Annotated in this window: 14 protein-coding genes (1 of these 14 cut by a window edge); 7 read left to right on the top strand and 7 right to left on the bottom strand. The window is 71.7% G+C overall.

Going from position 1 to position 14,452, the window contains the following annotated elements:
• The 5 genes in view from IC605_RS17715 to IC605_RS17695 are tightly spaced (at most 40 nt apart) and all read right to left on the bottom strand, a layout consistent with a single transcriptional unit that may run on beyond the window.
• Positions 1–950: the 5' portion of a VWA domain-containing protein gene (locus IC605_RS17715; protein ID WP_216327233.1), read on the bottom strand. Its footprint begins 19 nt before the window's first position; only the first 950 of its 969 coding nucleotides appear in the window; the start codon lies at positions 948–950; the stop codon falls past the left edge of the window.
• A 40-nt stretch (positions 951–990) separates the two neighbouring features.
• Positions 991–2,019, bottom strand: a complete 1,029-nt coding sequence (locus IC605_RS17710; RefSeq protein ID WP_216327232.1) for a VWA domain-containing protein — start codon at positions 2,017–2,019, stop codon at positions 991–993.
• Positions 2,016–2,993 (bottom strand): DUF58 domain-containing protein, encoded by a 978-nt coding sequence (locus IC605_RS17705; RefSeq protein ID WP_216327231.1) that lies wholly within the window; start codon positions 2,991–2,993, stop codon positions 2,016–2,018. Before IC605_RS17705 ends, IC605_RS17710 begins: the two co-directional genes overlap by 4 nt.
• Positions 2,980–4,038 carry an AAA family ATPase gene (locus tag IC605_RS17700; RefSeq protein WP_216327230.1) on the bottom strand — a complete coding sequence of 353 codons (1,059 nt, stop codon included), beginning with the start codon at positions 4,036–4,038 and terminating at the stop codon, positions 2,980–2,982. Before IC605_RS17700 ends, IC605_RS17705 begins: the two co-directional genes overlap by 14 nt.
• Positions 4,038–4,535 (bottom strand): hypothetical protein, encoded by a 498-nt coding sequence (locus IC605_RS17695; protein ID WP_216327229.1) that lies wholly within the window; start codon positions 4,533–4,535, stop codon positions 4,038–4,040. The genes IC605_RS17700 and IC605_RS17695 overlap by 1 nt, the downstream gene beginning before the upstream one ends.
• Positions 4,536–4,732: 197 nt before the next feature.
• Between IC605_RS17695 and IC605_RS17690 the strand changes: the two genes are divergently transcribed.
• The gene (locus tag IC605_RS17690; RefSeq protein WP_216327227.1) at positions 4,733–5,686 is read left to right on the top strand and encodes a Kelch repeat-containing protein; all 954 of its coding nucleotides are present in this window, start codon (positions 4,733–4,735) and stop codon (positions 5,684–5,686) included.
• A gap of 6 nt (positions 5,687–5,692) precedes the next feature.
• Here the strand turns inward: IC605_RS17690 and IC605_RS17685 are convergent, their stop codons facing one another.
• Both IC605_RS17685 and IC605_RS17680 read right to left on the bottom strand, forming a co-directional pair.
• Entirely contained in the window at positions 5,693–6,760 is a 1,068-nt protein-coding gene (locus IC605_RS17685; protein ID WP_246580992.1) for a Gfo/Idh/MocA family protein, read from the bottom strand.
• A gap of 17 nt (positions 6,761–6,777) precedes the next feature.
• Positions 6,778–7,794, bottom strand: coding sequence for a zinc-dependent alcohol dehydrogenase (locus IC605_RS17680; RefSeq protein WP_216327223.1), 1,017 nt, complete (start codon positions 7,792–7,794; stop codon positions 6,778–6,780).
• Between the two features lie 265 nt (positions 7,795–8,059).
• Between IC605_RS17680 and IC605_RS17675 the strand changes: the two genes are divergently transcribed.
• From IC605_RS17675 to IC605_RS17650, 6 genes are all read left to right on the top strand, one after another.
• Positions 8,060–8,284 (top strand): hypothetical protein, encoded by a 225-nt coding sequence (locus tag IC605_RS17675; RefSeq protein WP_216327220.1) that lies wholly within the window; start codon positions 8,060–8,062, stop codon positions 8,282–8,284.
• Between the two features lie 248 nt (positions 8,285–8,532).
• Entirely contained in the window at positions 8,533–9,513 is a 981-nt protein-coding gene (locus tag IC605_RS17670) for an ABC transporter substrate-binding protein (protein ID WP_216327218.1), read from the top strand.
• 171 nt (positions 9,514–9,684) lie between these two features.
• Complete coding sequence (locus tag IC605_RS17665) at positions 9,685–11,238, top strand: sugar ABC transporter ATP-binding protein (protein ID WP_425514230.1); 1,554 nt, start codon at positions 9,685–9,687, stop codon at positions 11,236–11,238.
• Entirely contained in the window at positions 11,235–12,233 is a 999-nt protein-coding gene (locus IC605_RS17660; RefSeq protein ID WP_216327215.1) for an ABC transporter permease, read from the top strand. The genes IC605_RS17665 and IC605_RS17660 overlap by 4 nt, the downstream gene beginning before the upstream one ends.
• A gap of 207 nt (positions 12,234–12,440) precedes the next feature.
• Positions 12,441–13,403 carry an ABC transporter permease gene (locus IC605_RS17655; RefSeq protein WP_343216656.1) on the top strand — a complete coding sequence of 321 codons (963 nt, stop codon included), beginning with the start codon at positions 12,441–12,443 and terminating at the stop codon, positions 13,401–13,403.
• A 125-nt stretch (positions 13,404–13,528) separates the two neighbouring features.
• On the top strand, positions 13,529–14,452 hold the full coding sequence (locus IC605_RS17650; protein ID WP_216327212.1) for a phytanoyl-CoA dioxygenase family protein: 924 nt from the start codon (positions 13,529–13,531) through the stop codon (positions 14,450–14,452).

Here is a 14,452-nt window from a genome sequence, read left to right as displayed (position 1 = left end):
AGCAATTCCGAGACCCCCAGGCTCCCCAGGAGCATCAGCCCCGCGAGGGCCGCGACGAAGCCCGAGACCTCGCTGGGCTGCACCTTCCAGCCCAGGGAACGGCCCAGGTCGCGGTAGATCGAGTTGAGTTCGCCCGCCGATCTGGCCTCGAAGTAGCGTCCGCCGGTGGTGGAGGCGATCTGCTTGAGGGTCTCGGCGTCGAAGCCTCCCCAGAAGCCGCCCCAGCCGCCCATGCCGGGGTCGCCGTTCTCGGTGCCCAGGCCCACGGTGTATACCCTCACGCCGAGCCGCTTGGCCTCGGCCGCCGCCTCCAGGGGGTCCGAGCCGCTGTTGTTGCGCCCGTCGGAGAGCAGCACGATGGCCGCGGCGGGCAGGTCCTGGGGCGTGGGGGTCTCGGCCTGGACCTGCCCGCTGCGTTCCGGCAGGGCCCGCAGCGACTCCAGCAGCCCGTCGCCGATGGCGGTGCGGCGGGCCATCCCCAGCCCGTCGACGGCGGTCAGCACCTGCTCGTGGCGGGTGGTGGGCGGCGTGTTGAGCACCGCGTACCCCGCGAACGAGGCCAGCCCCACCCGCACCCCCGGGGGCAGCGACCCCACGAAGCTGCGCGCCGCCTCCTGCGCGGCGGCGAAGCGGCTGGGCTTGATGTCCTCGGCCTCCATCGAGCGCGACACGTCCATCGTCAGCATGATCGCCGTGCGGTCGTCGGGCAGCGGCACGGGCGCCGTGGGCCGGGCCAGCGCCACGAGCGCCAGGGTCAGCGCCCCCAGGTACAGCGCGGCCGGAAGGTGGCGCCGCAGCGGCCGGGGCCGCCCCCGCGCCTGGGCGAGCAGCCGCAGGTCGGGGTGCAGCGCCGCCGTCTGGGCGGGCCGCCCCAGCCCGCGCAGGTAGAGCCACACGAACAGGGGCAAGAGCACCAGCGCGGCCAGGGCCCAGGGCCAGATGAAACTCATGCGAGAACCTCCTTGGGCCGAATGTGGGGGGGCACCCGCGTCACGGCACCCTCCGCTGCCACGCGAGCGCCAGCCCGCCGCCGATCACCAGGAGCAGGGCGGCCACCCCCGCGAGCGGCCCGCCGAGCCCCAGCTCCGTGGGCTCCCAGCGCACCGCCGAGCCGAGGTCGCGGTAGAGCCCGCGCAGCCGCTCGGGGTCGACCGGGAAGAGGAATTGTCCCCCCGTGAGCTGTGTCAGGCGGCTGAGTTCGCGGGTGTCGAACGGCACGAACACGAGCTGTCCCTCCACCCGGCTCACCGCGCCCCCCTCGGTGCCGAGCGCGACCGCATACAGTTTGACCCTGTGGTCGGAGGCGAAACGCGCCGCGATCTGGGGATTCGCCCCCCGGTTCGAGATGCCGTCCGAGAGCAGCAGGATCGCGCCGGGGGGCAGCGTCTGGGGATCGACCGGGGTGGGCGCCGACGTGCCGTTGGGGTTGGCCTGGGCCTGCCCCGGCACCTCCACCAGCTCGCGGGGCGGCACCGCCTTCTCGCGGCCCGGCAGGGCGCGCACCCCGCTCACGAGCGCCCCCGCGAAGGAGGTCGCCTGGGCGGGCTTGACCCGGTTCAGGGCGTCCAGCACCTCCTGGCGGTCGGTGGTGGGGGGCACCAGGACCGAGGCGTTGTCGGAAAAGGTCATCAGGCCGATCTGGGTGGAGGCGGGGGCGAGTTCGAGGAACTGCCGCGCCACCGTGCGCCCCGCCTCCAGCCGCGAGGGCTGCACGTCGTCGGCGAGCATCGAGCGCGAGGCGTCGAGCGCGATCATCACCGACGCCTTGTTCACCGGCAGGGTGGGCCGGGCGACGGGCTGCGCCGCCCCGAACAGCAGCAAGGTGAGGGCTCCGAGTTGCAGCCCCAGCGGGATCAGCGCCCGGGTGCGCTTCCCGCCCCGCAGCACCGTGCCCAGCAGGTGCGGGTCGGCGTAGGCGCGGGCCCGGCCCTGGCGCCGCCGCGCCGCCGCCGAGAAGAGCCACACCGCCAGCGGCACGAGGAGCAGCAGCCAGAGCAGGCCGGGAAAGCCGAAGGTCATGTCCGCCGCCCCCTTCTCACCGCCGCGAAGCGCAGCAGCGGCCCCACCGGGTCACGCTCGGTGCCCAGGTCGAGGAGGTCCACCTGCGCCGATTGCAGCGTCCGTTTGAGCGCCTGGTCGCGCTCACCGACCAGCCGGGCGTGGGCCGCGCGCACCCCCGGGTCGGAGGTGTCGAGCCACAGCTCCTCCCCCGTCTCCGGGTCGCGCATCCGCAGGCCGCCCACGTCGGGGAGCTGCCGCTCGGCAGGGTCCGAGACCCGCACCGCCACCACGTCGTGCCGCTGGGCCAGCCGCCCGAGCGCCCCCGCCCAGCCCCCCGCGCCCCGCTGGGCCGTCTCCAGGAAGTCCGACACCACGAACACCAGGGCCCGCCGCCGCAACGTCCGCTCCACCGCCGTCAGGGCCGTGGCGAGGTCGGTGGCGGAGCCGGGCGCAGCGTCCGGGGTTCCCCGCGACAGCAGGTTCATCACCGCGAGGGCCTGCGCCCGCCCCCCACGCGGCGGGGCCATCCCCGAACTCGCCCCGAAGGTGATCGCCCCGATCTTGTCCCCGTGGCGGGTGATCACCAGGGACGCCACCCCCGCGAACTCGCGCGCCAGCTCGCGCTTGAGGACCCGCCGGGTGCCGAAGTTCATCGAGGGCGAGGTGTCCACGATCAGCCACGCGGTCAGCTCGCGTTCCTCGCGGTACTGGCGGACGTGCAGCCGCCCGCTGCGCGCGGTGACGTTCCAGTCGATGCGGCGAACCTCGTCGCCGGGCTGGTACTCGCGCACCTCGGCGAGGTCGAGGCTGGGGCCGTAGAAGAGGCCCCGGTAGTCGCCGAAGAGGAAGCCGTCGAGCCGCCGCACCACCCGGAATTCCAGCCGCCGCAGAAGCTGGGCGGGCGGTTCCAGCGGCGGGCGGGACGCGGCGCGGGTGTGGACGGGCGGCGGACTCGCCACCCCCCGGCGCCGCCGGAGGCTAAGCAGGGCCATTGCCCGTCACGGCCGGGGGGGAGGCGCCGGTCGGGTCCCCGAGGTGGACGCGCGGCAGCGGCACGGCGGCGATGAGCTTCCCGACCATCTCCTCGAGCTTGATCTCCTCGGCCAGCCCCTCGTACGAGAGCATGACGCGGTGGCGCAAGACCTCCGGCGCGAGGTCGCGCACGTCCTCCGGCAGGGCGTACTCGCGCCCGCGCACGATGGCGAGGGCCTTGGCGCCCAGGATCAGGTTCACGCTCGCGCGGGGACTCGCCCCGTAGGCGACCGCCCGCCCCAGTTCGGGGAGCCGCACCGCCGCCGGGTCGCGGGTAGCGCGGGCCAGCGTCACCGCGTACTCGGTCACCGCCGGGTGGACGTACACGAGGTCGGCCATCCGCTGCAACTCGCGCAGCTCGTCGGCGGAGAGCTGGGTCCCCACCGGCGCGAAGGACCCCGACACCCGCTCCACCACCGTCATCTCCTCGTGGAAGCCGGGGTAGCCCACGACCACCTTGAACATGAAGCGGTCCACCTGCGCCTCCGGCAGGAAGTAGGTGCCCTCCGACTCGATGGGGTTCTGGGTCGCCAGCACCAGGAAGGGGTCGGGGAGGGGGAAGGTCTGGGTGCCGATGGTGACCTGCCGCTCCTGCATGGCCTCCAGCAGGGCGGACTGAATCTTGGCGGGCGCGCGGTTGATCTCGTCGGCCAGGATCAGGTTGGCGAAGACGGGCCCGAGTTCGACCTCGAAGGCGCCCGTCTTCTGGTTGTAGATGCGGGTGCCGATCAGGTCGGCGGGCACGAGGTCGGGCGTGAACTGGATGCGGCGGAACGAGGCGCCGATGGCGTCGGCGGTCGTCTTGATCGCCAGCGTCTTGGCGAGGCCCGGCACCCCCTCCACCAGAACGTGCCCGCGCGCGAGCAGGGCGACGAGCAGGCGTTCGAGCAGGAGGTCCTGGCCGACGATGACCTTTTTGACCTCGAAGAGGAGCGTTCTGAGCCGGGCGGCGGCGTTCGTGACCGCCTGGGGCGACAGGGGCGTGAGGGGTGCGGGAGCCGTCATCAGGTCCTCCGGTTCAGGTCGGGAAGGGTCGGGATGTCGGGGATAAAGGGCGGCGTGGAGGGCGAGGGCGAGTCGAAGGGCTCCAGCGGGAAGAGTTCGTTGTCGCCGCCGGGCCCGTTGCCCCGCCCCTCACCGCCGGGCTGCTGCCCGGGTTGCTGGCCCTGCCCCTGTCCGGGCCCTGGCTGGCCGGGGCCGGGTTGCAGGCGGTACATCTGACCGTCCTTGAAGAGGAGGACACACTGCTCCTGCCCCTGGCCCTGTCCTTGCCCGGGTTGCTGCGGCCCCGGCTGCTGGCCCTGGCCCTGCCCGGGTTCGTCGCCGGGGCCGGGCACGAGCGGGATGACCTCGCGGGGGTCGTTCTGCGCCTGCACGGGCAGGGGCCGCAGGGTGAGGCCCGCCCCGGCCAGCGAGGGAGAGGGGGCGGGGGCCGTCAGTCGCCCGGCCACGAAGCCGCCTCCGAGGGCCCCCACGACGAGGGCCACCATCAGTCCCTTCATGTTCGTCCCGCCCTGGGACGACGAGGAGGAGAAAATGCCCGAACCCGGCTCTTTGAAACGGTCACGCCAGCCTCCTGGGGGAGTGAAACGAGAGAGGGTCTGTTCACTCTAGGCCCCGAGTCTGGGAAAAGACTGAAGTGACGACACCCTTTACCCTGGGGAGGTCGGCTATCCCCCCTTCCCCCCGAGGAGACCCCATGCCTGACCGCCTCCTGCCCCGGGTCCTGCTCGCCGCCCTCCTCTCCTGTGGGCTCACCCTCGCCGTCCCCCCGCCGCCCTGGGCGTCCCTCTCACCCCTGCCCCAGGCCCGCCAGGAGGTCGGCGCCGCTCCCCTGAACGGCCGGGTGTACGTCGTCGGAGGCTTCCTGGCTGATGGCCGCACCACCCCCCGCGCCGACGCCTACGACCCGGACGCGAACACCTGGGCGGCCCTTCCCCCCCTGCCGGTGCCCGTGAATCACCCGGCGGCGGTGGGGCTGGGCGGCAGGCTCTACGTGTTGGGCGGTCACGTCGGCCCCGGTCTGGAGGGGGCGACGGACGCCGTGCAGGTGTACGAGCCCGGGAGGGGCTGGCGGCTCGTGGCGCCCCTGCCGAGTCGTCGGGGCGGGCTCTCGGCGGCGGTGATCGGGGGCCGGATTTACGCGGTGGGCGGCCAGCGTGGGCCGAGCGTCGGGGACCTCGCCGTGTACGACCCGGGGCGGAACAGGTGGACGGTCCTCCCGCCCATGCCGACCCGGCGCGACCACCTCGGCGTGGCGGTGCTGGGCGGGCGGCTGCACGCGGTCGGCGGACGCACGGACGGGCGCGACTTCCGGCTCACCGCACACGAGGTCTATGACCCGGCCTCCGGGCGCTGGACACGCGCCGCCCCCCTGCCCACCGGGCGCAGCGGGCACGCGGTGGTGGGCGTGGGGCGGTGCCTCTACGTCCTCGGCGGGGAGGGGAGCCCCCGCCCGGACGGCATGTTCGGCGAGGTCGAGCGGTACGACGCGCGCAGCGGGGCCTGGACCGCCCTCCCCCCCATGCCCCAGGCGAGGCACGGCATGGGAGCGGTGGCGTTGAGGGACCGCATCTTCGTCTCGGGCGGGGGCGTGGTCGCCGGACTCGGCCCGACGGCGGCGCACGAGGCGTTCACCCCGCCGCCCTGCTGACCCGCCTCAGCCCTCCAGCGGCAGCCGGACCACGCTCCGGATGCGGCCCGCCCGGTAGATCGCCTCGATCAGCTCGACGGTCTTGCGGCCCTCCTCGCCGGAGACGAGCGGCTCGCGGTTCCCCTGCACGGCGTCCACGAAGTCCTCCAGTTGCAGGCGGTGGTAGTGCGTCATCGGGTCGAGACGGGCGGCGCGTTCGCGGTCCTCAGCCTGCCAGGTAGGGAGGAGGTCGGTCTCACCGGGCACCGTCCACACGTCGTTGACCGGGGGCTCGACCGCCGCCGTCACCCCCGCCACGAAGGACGAGCCGCCGTCCGTCTGCACACCGACCGTCGCGCCGCTTGCGCCGTGGACGTGGACGCGGCCCCACAGCCCCGGATTCTGGCCGTTGCTCACCACGACGCTGCCCAGCGCCCCGCCCGCGAAGTGCAGGGTGGCGACCGCCGTGTCCTCCACCTCGATCCCGGGGTGGTTGAGGTTGGCCCAGGCGCCCGACACCTCCTGGACGGGGCCCATGAACCACTGGAGCAGGTCGAGCTGATGCACCGCCTGATTGACGAGGACGCCGCCGCCCTCCCCCGCCCAGGTGCCGCGCCAGGCGTCCATCGCGTAATACTCGGGGCCGCGCCACCCCAGCAGGCTGAGGGTGCCGAGGACGGGGCGACCGACCTTGCCCTCTTCAATCGCCCGCTTCACCCGCTGGACCGGCTCGTACAGGCGGCGCTGGCTGACCACGCCGAGCCTCACGCCCGAGTCCCGCGCCGCCGCGATCATCCGGTCGGCGTCCGCGACGGTCAGGGCAAGCGGTTTCTCGACGAAGACGTGCTTGCCCGCCCGCGCGGCCTGGACGGCGGCGTCCGCGTGCAGGGGGTGGGGCGTGCAGAGGATGACGGCGTGAACGTCCGGCTCACACACCGCTTCTCCCAGGTCGGCGAAGGGCCGCGCCCCGTACCGGGCGGCGAAGGCGGCAGTGCGTTCGGCATTCCGCCCGCAGACGGCGGCGAGTCGGGCTCCGGGCAGCTCCGCCAGGGCCCCCGCGTGCGTGTGCGCGACCTTGCCCGGCCCGACGATCAAAAAGCCCAGGGACGCGCTCAGGGTTCGAGCACCACCTTCACCGCGTCGAGACTTCCCCGCGCGAGGTCGTGGATGAGTTCAGGGCCGTCCTCTAGTCCCGCCACCCGCTCGATCAGGGGCGTCACGTCCACCCGCCCCGAGCGCAGCAACTCCACCGCCCGCGCGAACTCGTCCACGAAGGCGTAGGCCCCGCGCACCGTGACCTCCCGCGTCACGACCTCCTGCATGGGGACCTCGACGGTGGGGGCGGAGTTGCCGACCCACGTCACGTGTCCCCCGTTCCGGGCCATCTGCACCGACTGCCGCACGGTCGCCGTGACGCCCACGACCTCCAGCACGGCGTCGGCGCCGAGCCCGCCCGTGAGGCGGCGCACCTCCTCCACCGGGTCCGTGTCCGTCGCGTGGATCACCCCGTCCGCCCCGAGCCGCCGCGCGAGGTCCAGGCGGTGGGGGCTGAGGTCGCTCACGATGACCCGGCCCGCCCCCCGCAACTTCAGGGCGAGGACCGTGAGGAGCCCGACCGGCCCCGCCCCCAGGACCGCCACCGTGTCCCCCACCGCCAGCGGGGTGAGGTTCGCCGCATGCAGGGCCACCGCGAGCGGTTCGGCGAGGGCGCCCTCGTGCCAGCCGACCTCGGCGGGGAGGGGGAGGACGTTTCCCTGGGGCACGCTGACGAACTCGGCGTAGCCCCCGTTCACCGACCAGCCGATGCCGCGGCGGTTCAGGCAGAGGTTCGGGCGTCCGGCGCGGCACTGCGGGCACGTCCCGTCGGAGACGATGGGCTGGACGACCACGCGGTCGCCGGGGCCGTACCCGGACACCCCCTCTCCGGTTGCCTCGACGGTGCCGCAGAACTCGTGGCCCATGATGACGCCGGGGGAGCGCCGCCCGGTCGAGCCCGTGAAGCCGTGCACGTCCGAGCCGCACACGCCCGCCGCGCGCACCCGCACGAGCACCTCACCGGGGGCGGGGCGGGGAGAGTCCACCTCGCGCAGCGGCATCTGCCACGGCGCCTCGAACATCAGGGCTCGCACGGGGCCTCGGCGGGTTGGGGACGAGGAGCGGGGGTTCGCGGCATGGCGCCTCCTGGCGTGGGGGTGACTTGAGGCGAAGGGGCGGCCTTCACCCTAGAGCGGGCCTTCCGGCAGGTCAACGCGGCGAGGGCGTCACCGGAAGTCACGCCGAGGTCACGCGCCGCGTGGTGTCGTGTGCCCGTCACCACCGTGCGGCGCGGGCGGGGCCCCCCGGGAGGCGGAGGCCACCGGGACCGGCCGCTCCTCCCCCGTCACAGGAGGCGTTATGAAGGTCAACGACCAACGGCCCACCCCCGGCCCCGGCGACGCCCGCCCCGGCACCGACACGGACGGCCCGCCCGGGCAGGGCGGACGGGCCGGAGCACCCGGCTCTCCCGACCGCGTGGCGTGGCATGCGGTCGGCAGCAGTCCGGAGGGAAACGTCCGGGACGAAGGGCGGCCCCCCTTCACCCCCGAGCAGCTCGACGCGGCGCTGGAGCGCTGGCGATAGGGGCGGGAGGCCGGGGTGCGCCCGCCCCCCGAGTCCTGGTCTCTCCCCTACTCACAGCGGCCTTCAGATGTCAAGGCGCCCGGGTGAAGGTGTCTTGACATCTTCGCTTGGCGGGATGCTTAAATGGAATCACCTCAATTCAAGGTTCGGGCGGGGCGTGAGCCGTCTCGTCGTTTGTTCTGGCGTTCTCCCGTCGGTCCTTTCGGTTCTGCGGCCGGTCTCGCCGTGAGAGACACAAGGAAGTGCCTATGCAACCATTCCCCCGCACCCTGACCCTGGCGCTCGCCGCCGTGGGCGCCACCGGCCTCACCGTGTTCGCCGTCGCGCAGGGGCTCCCGAAGCTCGCGCAGAAGGCGACCTACAAGGTGGGCTTCGCGCAGACCGAGAGCAACAATCCCTGGCGGATCGCCCAGACGAAGAGCATGCAGGACGAGGCCAAGAAACTCGGCTACCGGCTGGTCTACACCGACGCGGCGGGCTCGGCGGCCAAGCAGGTCGCCGACGTGGACTCCATGATCGCGCAGCGGGTGGACGCGATCTTCCTGGCCCCGCGCGAGGAAAAACCGCTCGCCGCCGCCGTGAAAAAGGCGCGGGCCGCCGGAATTCCCGTGATCTTGCTCGACCGCAACGTGGACCAGAGCCTCGCCAAGGCCGGGGTCGATTACGTGACCTTTATCGGCAGCGACTTCATTCAGGAGGGCCAGCGCGTCGGGCAGTGGCTCGCGGGGAACATGAAGGGCCAGGCGCGGATCATCCAGCTTCTGGGCACGACGGGTTCCTCGCCCGCCAACGACCGCCGCAAGGGCTTCGAGGACGCGATCAAGGGCAACGCGAACATGCGGATTCTGGCGTCCCAGACGGGCGACTTCGCCCGCGACAAGGGCCGTCAGGTCATGGAGACGCTGCTTCAGGCGCACCCCGACGTGAACGTGGTGTACGCCCACAACGACGAGATGGCGATTGGCGCCATCGCCGCGCTGGAGGCGGCGGGCAAGAAGCCGGGCAAGGACGTGATGATCATGTCCATCGACGGCGGCAAGGAGATCTTGCAGCTCGTCGTGGACGGCAAGGTCAACTACGTCGTGGAGTGCAACCCGCGCTTCGGCCCCAAGGCCTTCGCCACCCTCAAGGACTACGCGGCGGGCAAGAAGATCCCCGCCAAGATCATCAACCCCGACCGCGACTACACCGCCGAGACCGCCAAGGCTGGCCTCGCCTCGGCCTACTAGGTTCACCTTCCCCCAAGGGTGCCCGGCTCGCGGCACCCTTTTCCGGCTTTCGGGTCACCTCACCTGTCATGCTGAGCCTCAGGCGAAACGTCTGTGCATGGGCTCAGGAGGCGAGCCCCTTCCCTTCATTCAGGGCGACCAGCCGTGGCCGCCATTTCAGAGAAGGCCACCGTGGAACAACAGCACCCCCTCCTCGCTATGAGGGGCATCGACAAGAGTTTTTCCGGCGTGCCCGCCCTGCAAGAAGCCCGCCTGACGGTCGGACGCGGCGAGGTCCACGCCCTGATCGGCCAGAACGGCGCCGGGAAATCCACCCTCATCAAGATTCTGACCGGGGCCTACCGCAAGGACGGCGGCACGGTCACCTTCGGCGGGCGCGAGGTCGAGTTCACCTCCCCACAGGCAGCCCAGCGCGGCGGCATCAGCACGATCTACCAGGAGGTCAACCTCGTCGGCTTCCGCTCGGTCACCGAGAACATCTTCCTGGGGCGCGAGCTGCGGCGCGGAATCTTCCTCGACTGGCGGCGGATGAACGCCGAGGCGCGCGAACTCCTCGAACGCTTCGAGGTCCGGGTGGACGTGACCCGTCCGCTGATGGACTTCAGCGTCGCCGTGCAGCAGATGGTCGCCATCGCCCGCGCCGTCTCCTTCAAAAGCCAGCTCGTCATCATGGACGAGCCCACCTCCTCGCTCGACGATCGCGAGGTGGAGACCCTCTTCGGCGTCATCCGGCAGCTCAAGGCGCAGGGCGTCTCGGTCATCTTCGTCTCCCACCGCCTCGACGAGCTGTACGCCGTGTGCGACCGCGTGACCATCATGCGCGACGGGCGCACGGTGGACGAGCGGCCCATAGGGGAGATCGGCAAGCTCGAACTCGTCGCCCGGATGCTCGGCAAGGAGGTCGGCGAGCTGCGCCGGGAGGGCGAGACGGCCTTCTCGCGCGGCGGCGGGGCCCGGGGCGACGTGCTGCTCGAAGCCCGCGACCTGCGAACCGGCGCGATGCTCCGCGACGCCGACCTCGACGTGCGGGCGGGCGAGATCGTGGGGCTGGCGGGCCTGCTGGGCTCCGGGCGCACGGAAACGGCCCGCGCCGTGTTCGGGGCCGACGAGCTGGAGGGCGGCGAGGTGCGCGTCTCGGGCCGGAAAGCCAGTTTCCACTCCCCGCGTGACGCAATCCGCGCCGGGCTGGGCTTCTGCTCGGAGGATCGCAAGACCGAGGGCATCATCCCCGACCTCTCGGTGCGCGAGAACCTGACGCTGGCGCTGCTGCCGCACCTGTCGCGCCACGGCGTCGTCGATCCCAAGCGGCAGGCGGAGGTCGTGGACCGCTTCATCGCGCGTCTGGGAATCAAGACGGCGGGGCCGGAGCAGAAGATCCGGGAGCTGTCGGGCGGCAACCAGCAGAAGGTTCTGCTCGCCCGCTGGCTGTGTATGAACCCAAAGCTCCTGATTCTCGACGAGCCCACCCGCGGCATTGATGTGGGGGCCAAAGGGGAGATTCAGGCGCTGCTGAGCGAACTCGCCCGCGAGGGGCTGGGGGTGCTGATGATCTCCAGCGAACTCGAAGAGCTGGCGGAGGGCGCCGACCGCGTGGTCGTGATGCGCGACGGTCGCAGCGTGGCGGAATTGCCGCGTCAGGGACTCACCCAGGACGCGATCATGACCGCGATGGCGCACGGGGACACCGCGCCCGGTGAGACGGCCCCGACGGGAGGCATCTCATGACCCGGCCCGAAGGAACGACCGCGCCGCCCGCCGCCCTGCCGCCGAACGCCCGCCGCAGACGCTCCACCACGCCCCTCCTCGGGCCGCTCGTCGCCCTCGTCCTGCTCTTCCTCTTCAACGCGCTCTTCACGCCGAACTTCCTGACCGCCCAGACCCTCAACGTCAATCTGACCCAGGTGGCGACCGTCGTGATCGTCGCGGTCGGGATGACGCTGGTGATCGCCACGGGCGGGATCGACCTGTCGGTGGGGGCCCTCATGGCGATCAGCGGGGCGATTGCGCCCATGCTGTTCCTCAACCCGCCTTTCGGGAACGCCGCGCTCGGCCTCGGGCTCGCCTTCACCGTGCCGGTGCTCGTGGCGGGGCTGTTCGGGCTGTTCAACGGCTCGCTCGTGACCCGCTTCGGCATCCAGCCGTTCATCGCCACCTTGATCCTCTTCATCGCGGGGCGGGGCATCGCGCAGGTGATGACGAACGGGCAGCTTCAGACCTTTTCCAACTCCACCTTCGGGTACATCGGGCTGGGGCGGCCCCTCGGCATTCCCTTCCAGGTCATCCTGATGCTCGCGGTGGTTGCCCTCTTCGCGTGGGTGATGAGCCGCACCGTCTTCGGGCGGCACGTCCTCGCGGTGGGCGGGAACGAGGCCGCCGCGCGGCTGGCGGGCATTCCCACCAACCGAGTCAAGCTCGCCGTGTACGGGATCAGCGGGCTGCTCGCGGGGCTGGCCGGGCTGATCGTCATCGCCATCAACTCGTCGTCGGACGCCAATCAGGTCGGGCTGAACATGGAACTTGACGCCATCGCCGCCGTCGCGGTGGGCGGGACGGCGCTGACGGGCGGGCGGGCGACCATCCTGGGAACGCTGCTCGGCGCCCTGATCATCCAGCTCATCCGCTACACCCTGCTCGCGCGTGGAGTGCCCGACGCCGTGGCGCTGGTGGTGAAGGCGGCGATTATCCTCGTCGCGGTGTATATCCAGCGGCAGCGGCGGTAGGGAGGATCGCGGGAGGTTGAACTCCCGTTTTCCTGGGGCGCCCGGCCCGCTTACCCCCTCTGCTGCGCAGCTCTACGAGTCCCGGCCTCCCCCATAAAGGAAAAGATTCAAGGCATCCGTGTGGCTCTTTGAAGCCTCGCAGACCGCAGAAGGAGGCTCCCCCTGTCCGCCATCACTCCACAACCGACCCGGCGTGAATCCTCGCGTGTGCGCGCGGGGCAACTGCTCCAGCGGTACGGCGTCCTCGTCGCCTTGGCCCTGCTCGTGCTGTTCGGCTCGCTGCGCTACGAGGGCTTCTTGTCCACGTACAACGTCTTCTCGGTCCTCGGGTACAACTCTATGTTCGGGCTCGTCGCGCTGGGGATGGCCTTTGTGATCATGACGGGGGGCATCGACCTCAGCGTGGGCAGTGTGGCCGCCTTCGCCAGCGTGATCGCCGCGCTGCTCAGTCCCTTTGGGCTGTGGCCCGCGCTGCTCGGGGCGGTCGCTGCCGCCACCTTACTCGGGCTGATCAACGGCGTGGTCGTCGCGTACCTCAAGATTCTGCCCTTCGTCGCCACGCTCGCCATGCTGCTCGCGGCGCGGGGGCTCGCGCTGCTCTTCGCCGGGAACCAGTCGGTCTCGGTCAGTTCGGAGAGCGGTTTCACGACCTTCGGGCAGGGGAACATCGGGGGCGTGCCCTTCACCGCGGTCCTGCTCTTCGTCGCCTTCGCAATCGGGGCGGTCGTGCTGCGCTCCACCCGCTTCGGGCGGCACGTGCTCGCGGTCGGCGGGAACGAGGAGGCCGCGCGGCTGATGGGCCTGCCGGTCGAGCGGACGCTGGTGTGGGTCTACGTCCTGTCGGGGGCGCTGGCGGGGCTGGCGGGCGTCATCCTCGCCTCGCAGTTCGGGGCCGGGCAGCCCACCGAGGGGCTGGGGTGGGAACTCACCGCCATCGCCGCCGTCGTGGTGGGCGGAACGCTCCTGACGGGGGGGAGCGGGTCCATCGGCTCGACGCTCGTGGGTGTGCTGCTGCTCGGCATCATCTTCAACATCCTCAACTTCGAGAACGGGCGCGGCACGATCAGCCTCAGCGCCTACTGGCAGTCAGTGATCCGCGGCGCCTTCCTGCTCCTCGTGGTCGTGCTGCAAAACCAGCTCACGCGGCGCAAGGCCAGCGGCGGAGGGTAAGTCCTGCGCGTGCGGACGGTTTCATTTCTGCCCACCCGGAAAGGCGCACACTAGCGGCACAGACACTCCCTTTGCTTCCCGGCTGCCGACGACTCCTCTTTTCCGCCCTCGCCAGGAGGACCCCCATGACCGCCACGGATAACACCAAGCCTGCCCCGTCCATGAGCATGAGCGCCGACGCTCCGGCGCCGTCCACCGACAATCAGGTGCCGATCAACGCCACGCCCTACGCCGACCCGCAGTACAGCGTGCCCGCGATCATGGCCGCCCTGTACGGCGACGGCATCCTGGGGCTCAAGGGGGCGTTCCCCCGCGAGTGGGTGGCGCGGATGAACGACGAGCTGACCGAGCTGTACCGGCAGGCCCTCGCCCGGCCCGGCGGCGCGGTGGGACGCGGCACGAACCGCCACTACGTCGAGATTCACCCCGAGGACATCAGCGGTTTCCTCGACCTCGTGACCCACCCCTGGGTGCGGACGGTGTGCGAGTGCGTGCTGGGGCCGAACTACAAGATCGTGGAGATCGGCTTCGACGTGCCCAATCCCGGCGCGAGGGACCAGCCGTGGCACCGCGACTTCCGCGCGACCCCCGAGACGCTGGTGGACCGCCGCCTGAATTCGCTCGCCTTCAACCTGACCGCCGTGGACGTCGAGGAGGACATGGGCCCCTTCGAGATCGCGCCGGGCACCCAGTGGGACGAGCCCGGCGAGTACGACCACGGCATGTTCCCGCCCGTCTCGCTGTACCCCCGCTACCACGCCCTCGCGCAGCGCAAATACCCCAGGGCGGGCGACATCTCGGTGCGCTCGGCCCTCACGATCCACCGCGGCACGGCGAACACCAGCGACAAGCCGCGCCCGGTGCTCGTGCTGGGGGTGGACGCTCCCGGCGCGGGCCACGACGAGTGGCACGACCTCCAGTTCACGCGGGGCTACTACGACCGTCTGCCGCAGGCGGTGAAAGACCACCTGATCTGCCGGGTGGTGGACGATCTCGAACCCATCATGCAGGGCCACACCATCGAGGGCCTGATGATGGGCGACGCCTGA

This window comes from Deinococcus aestuarii (genome assembly GCF_018863415.1).
Classification (GTDB): domain Bacteria; phylum Deinococcota; class Deinococci; order Deinococcales; family Deinococcaceae; genus Deinococcus; species Deinococcus aestuarii.
This window is presented reverse-complemented; position numbering and strand designations above follow the sequence as displayed.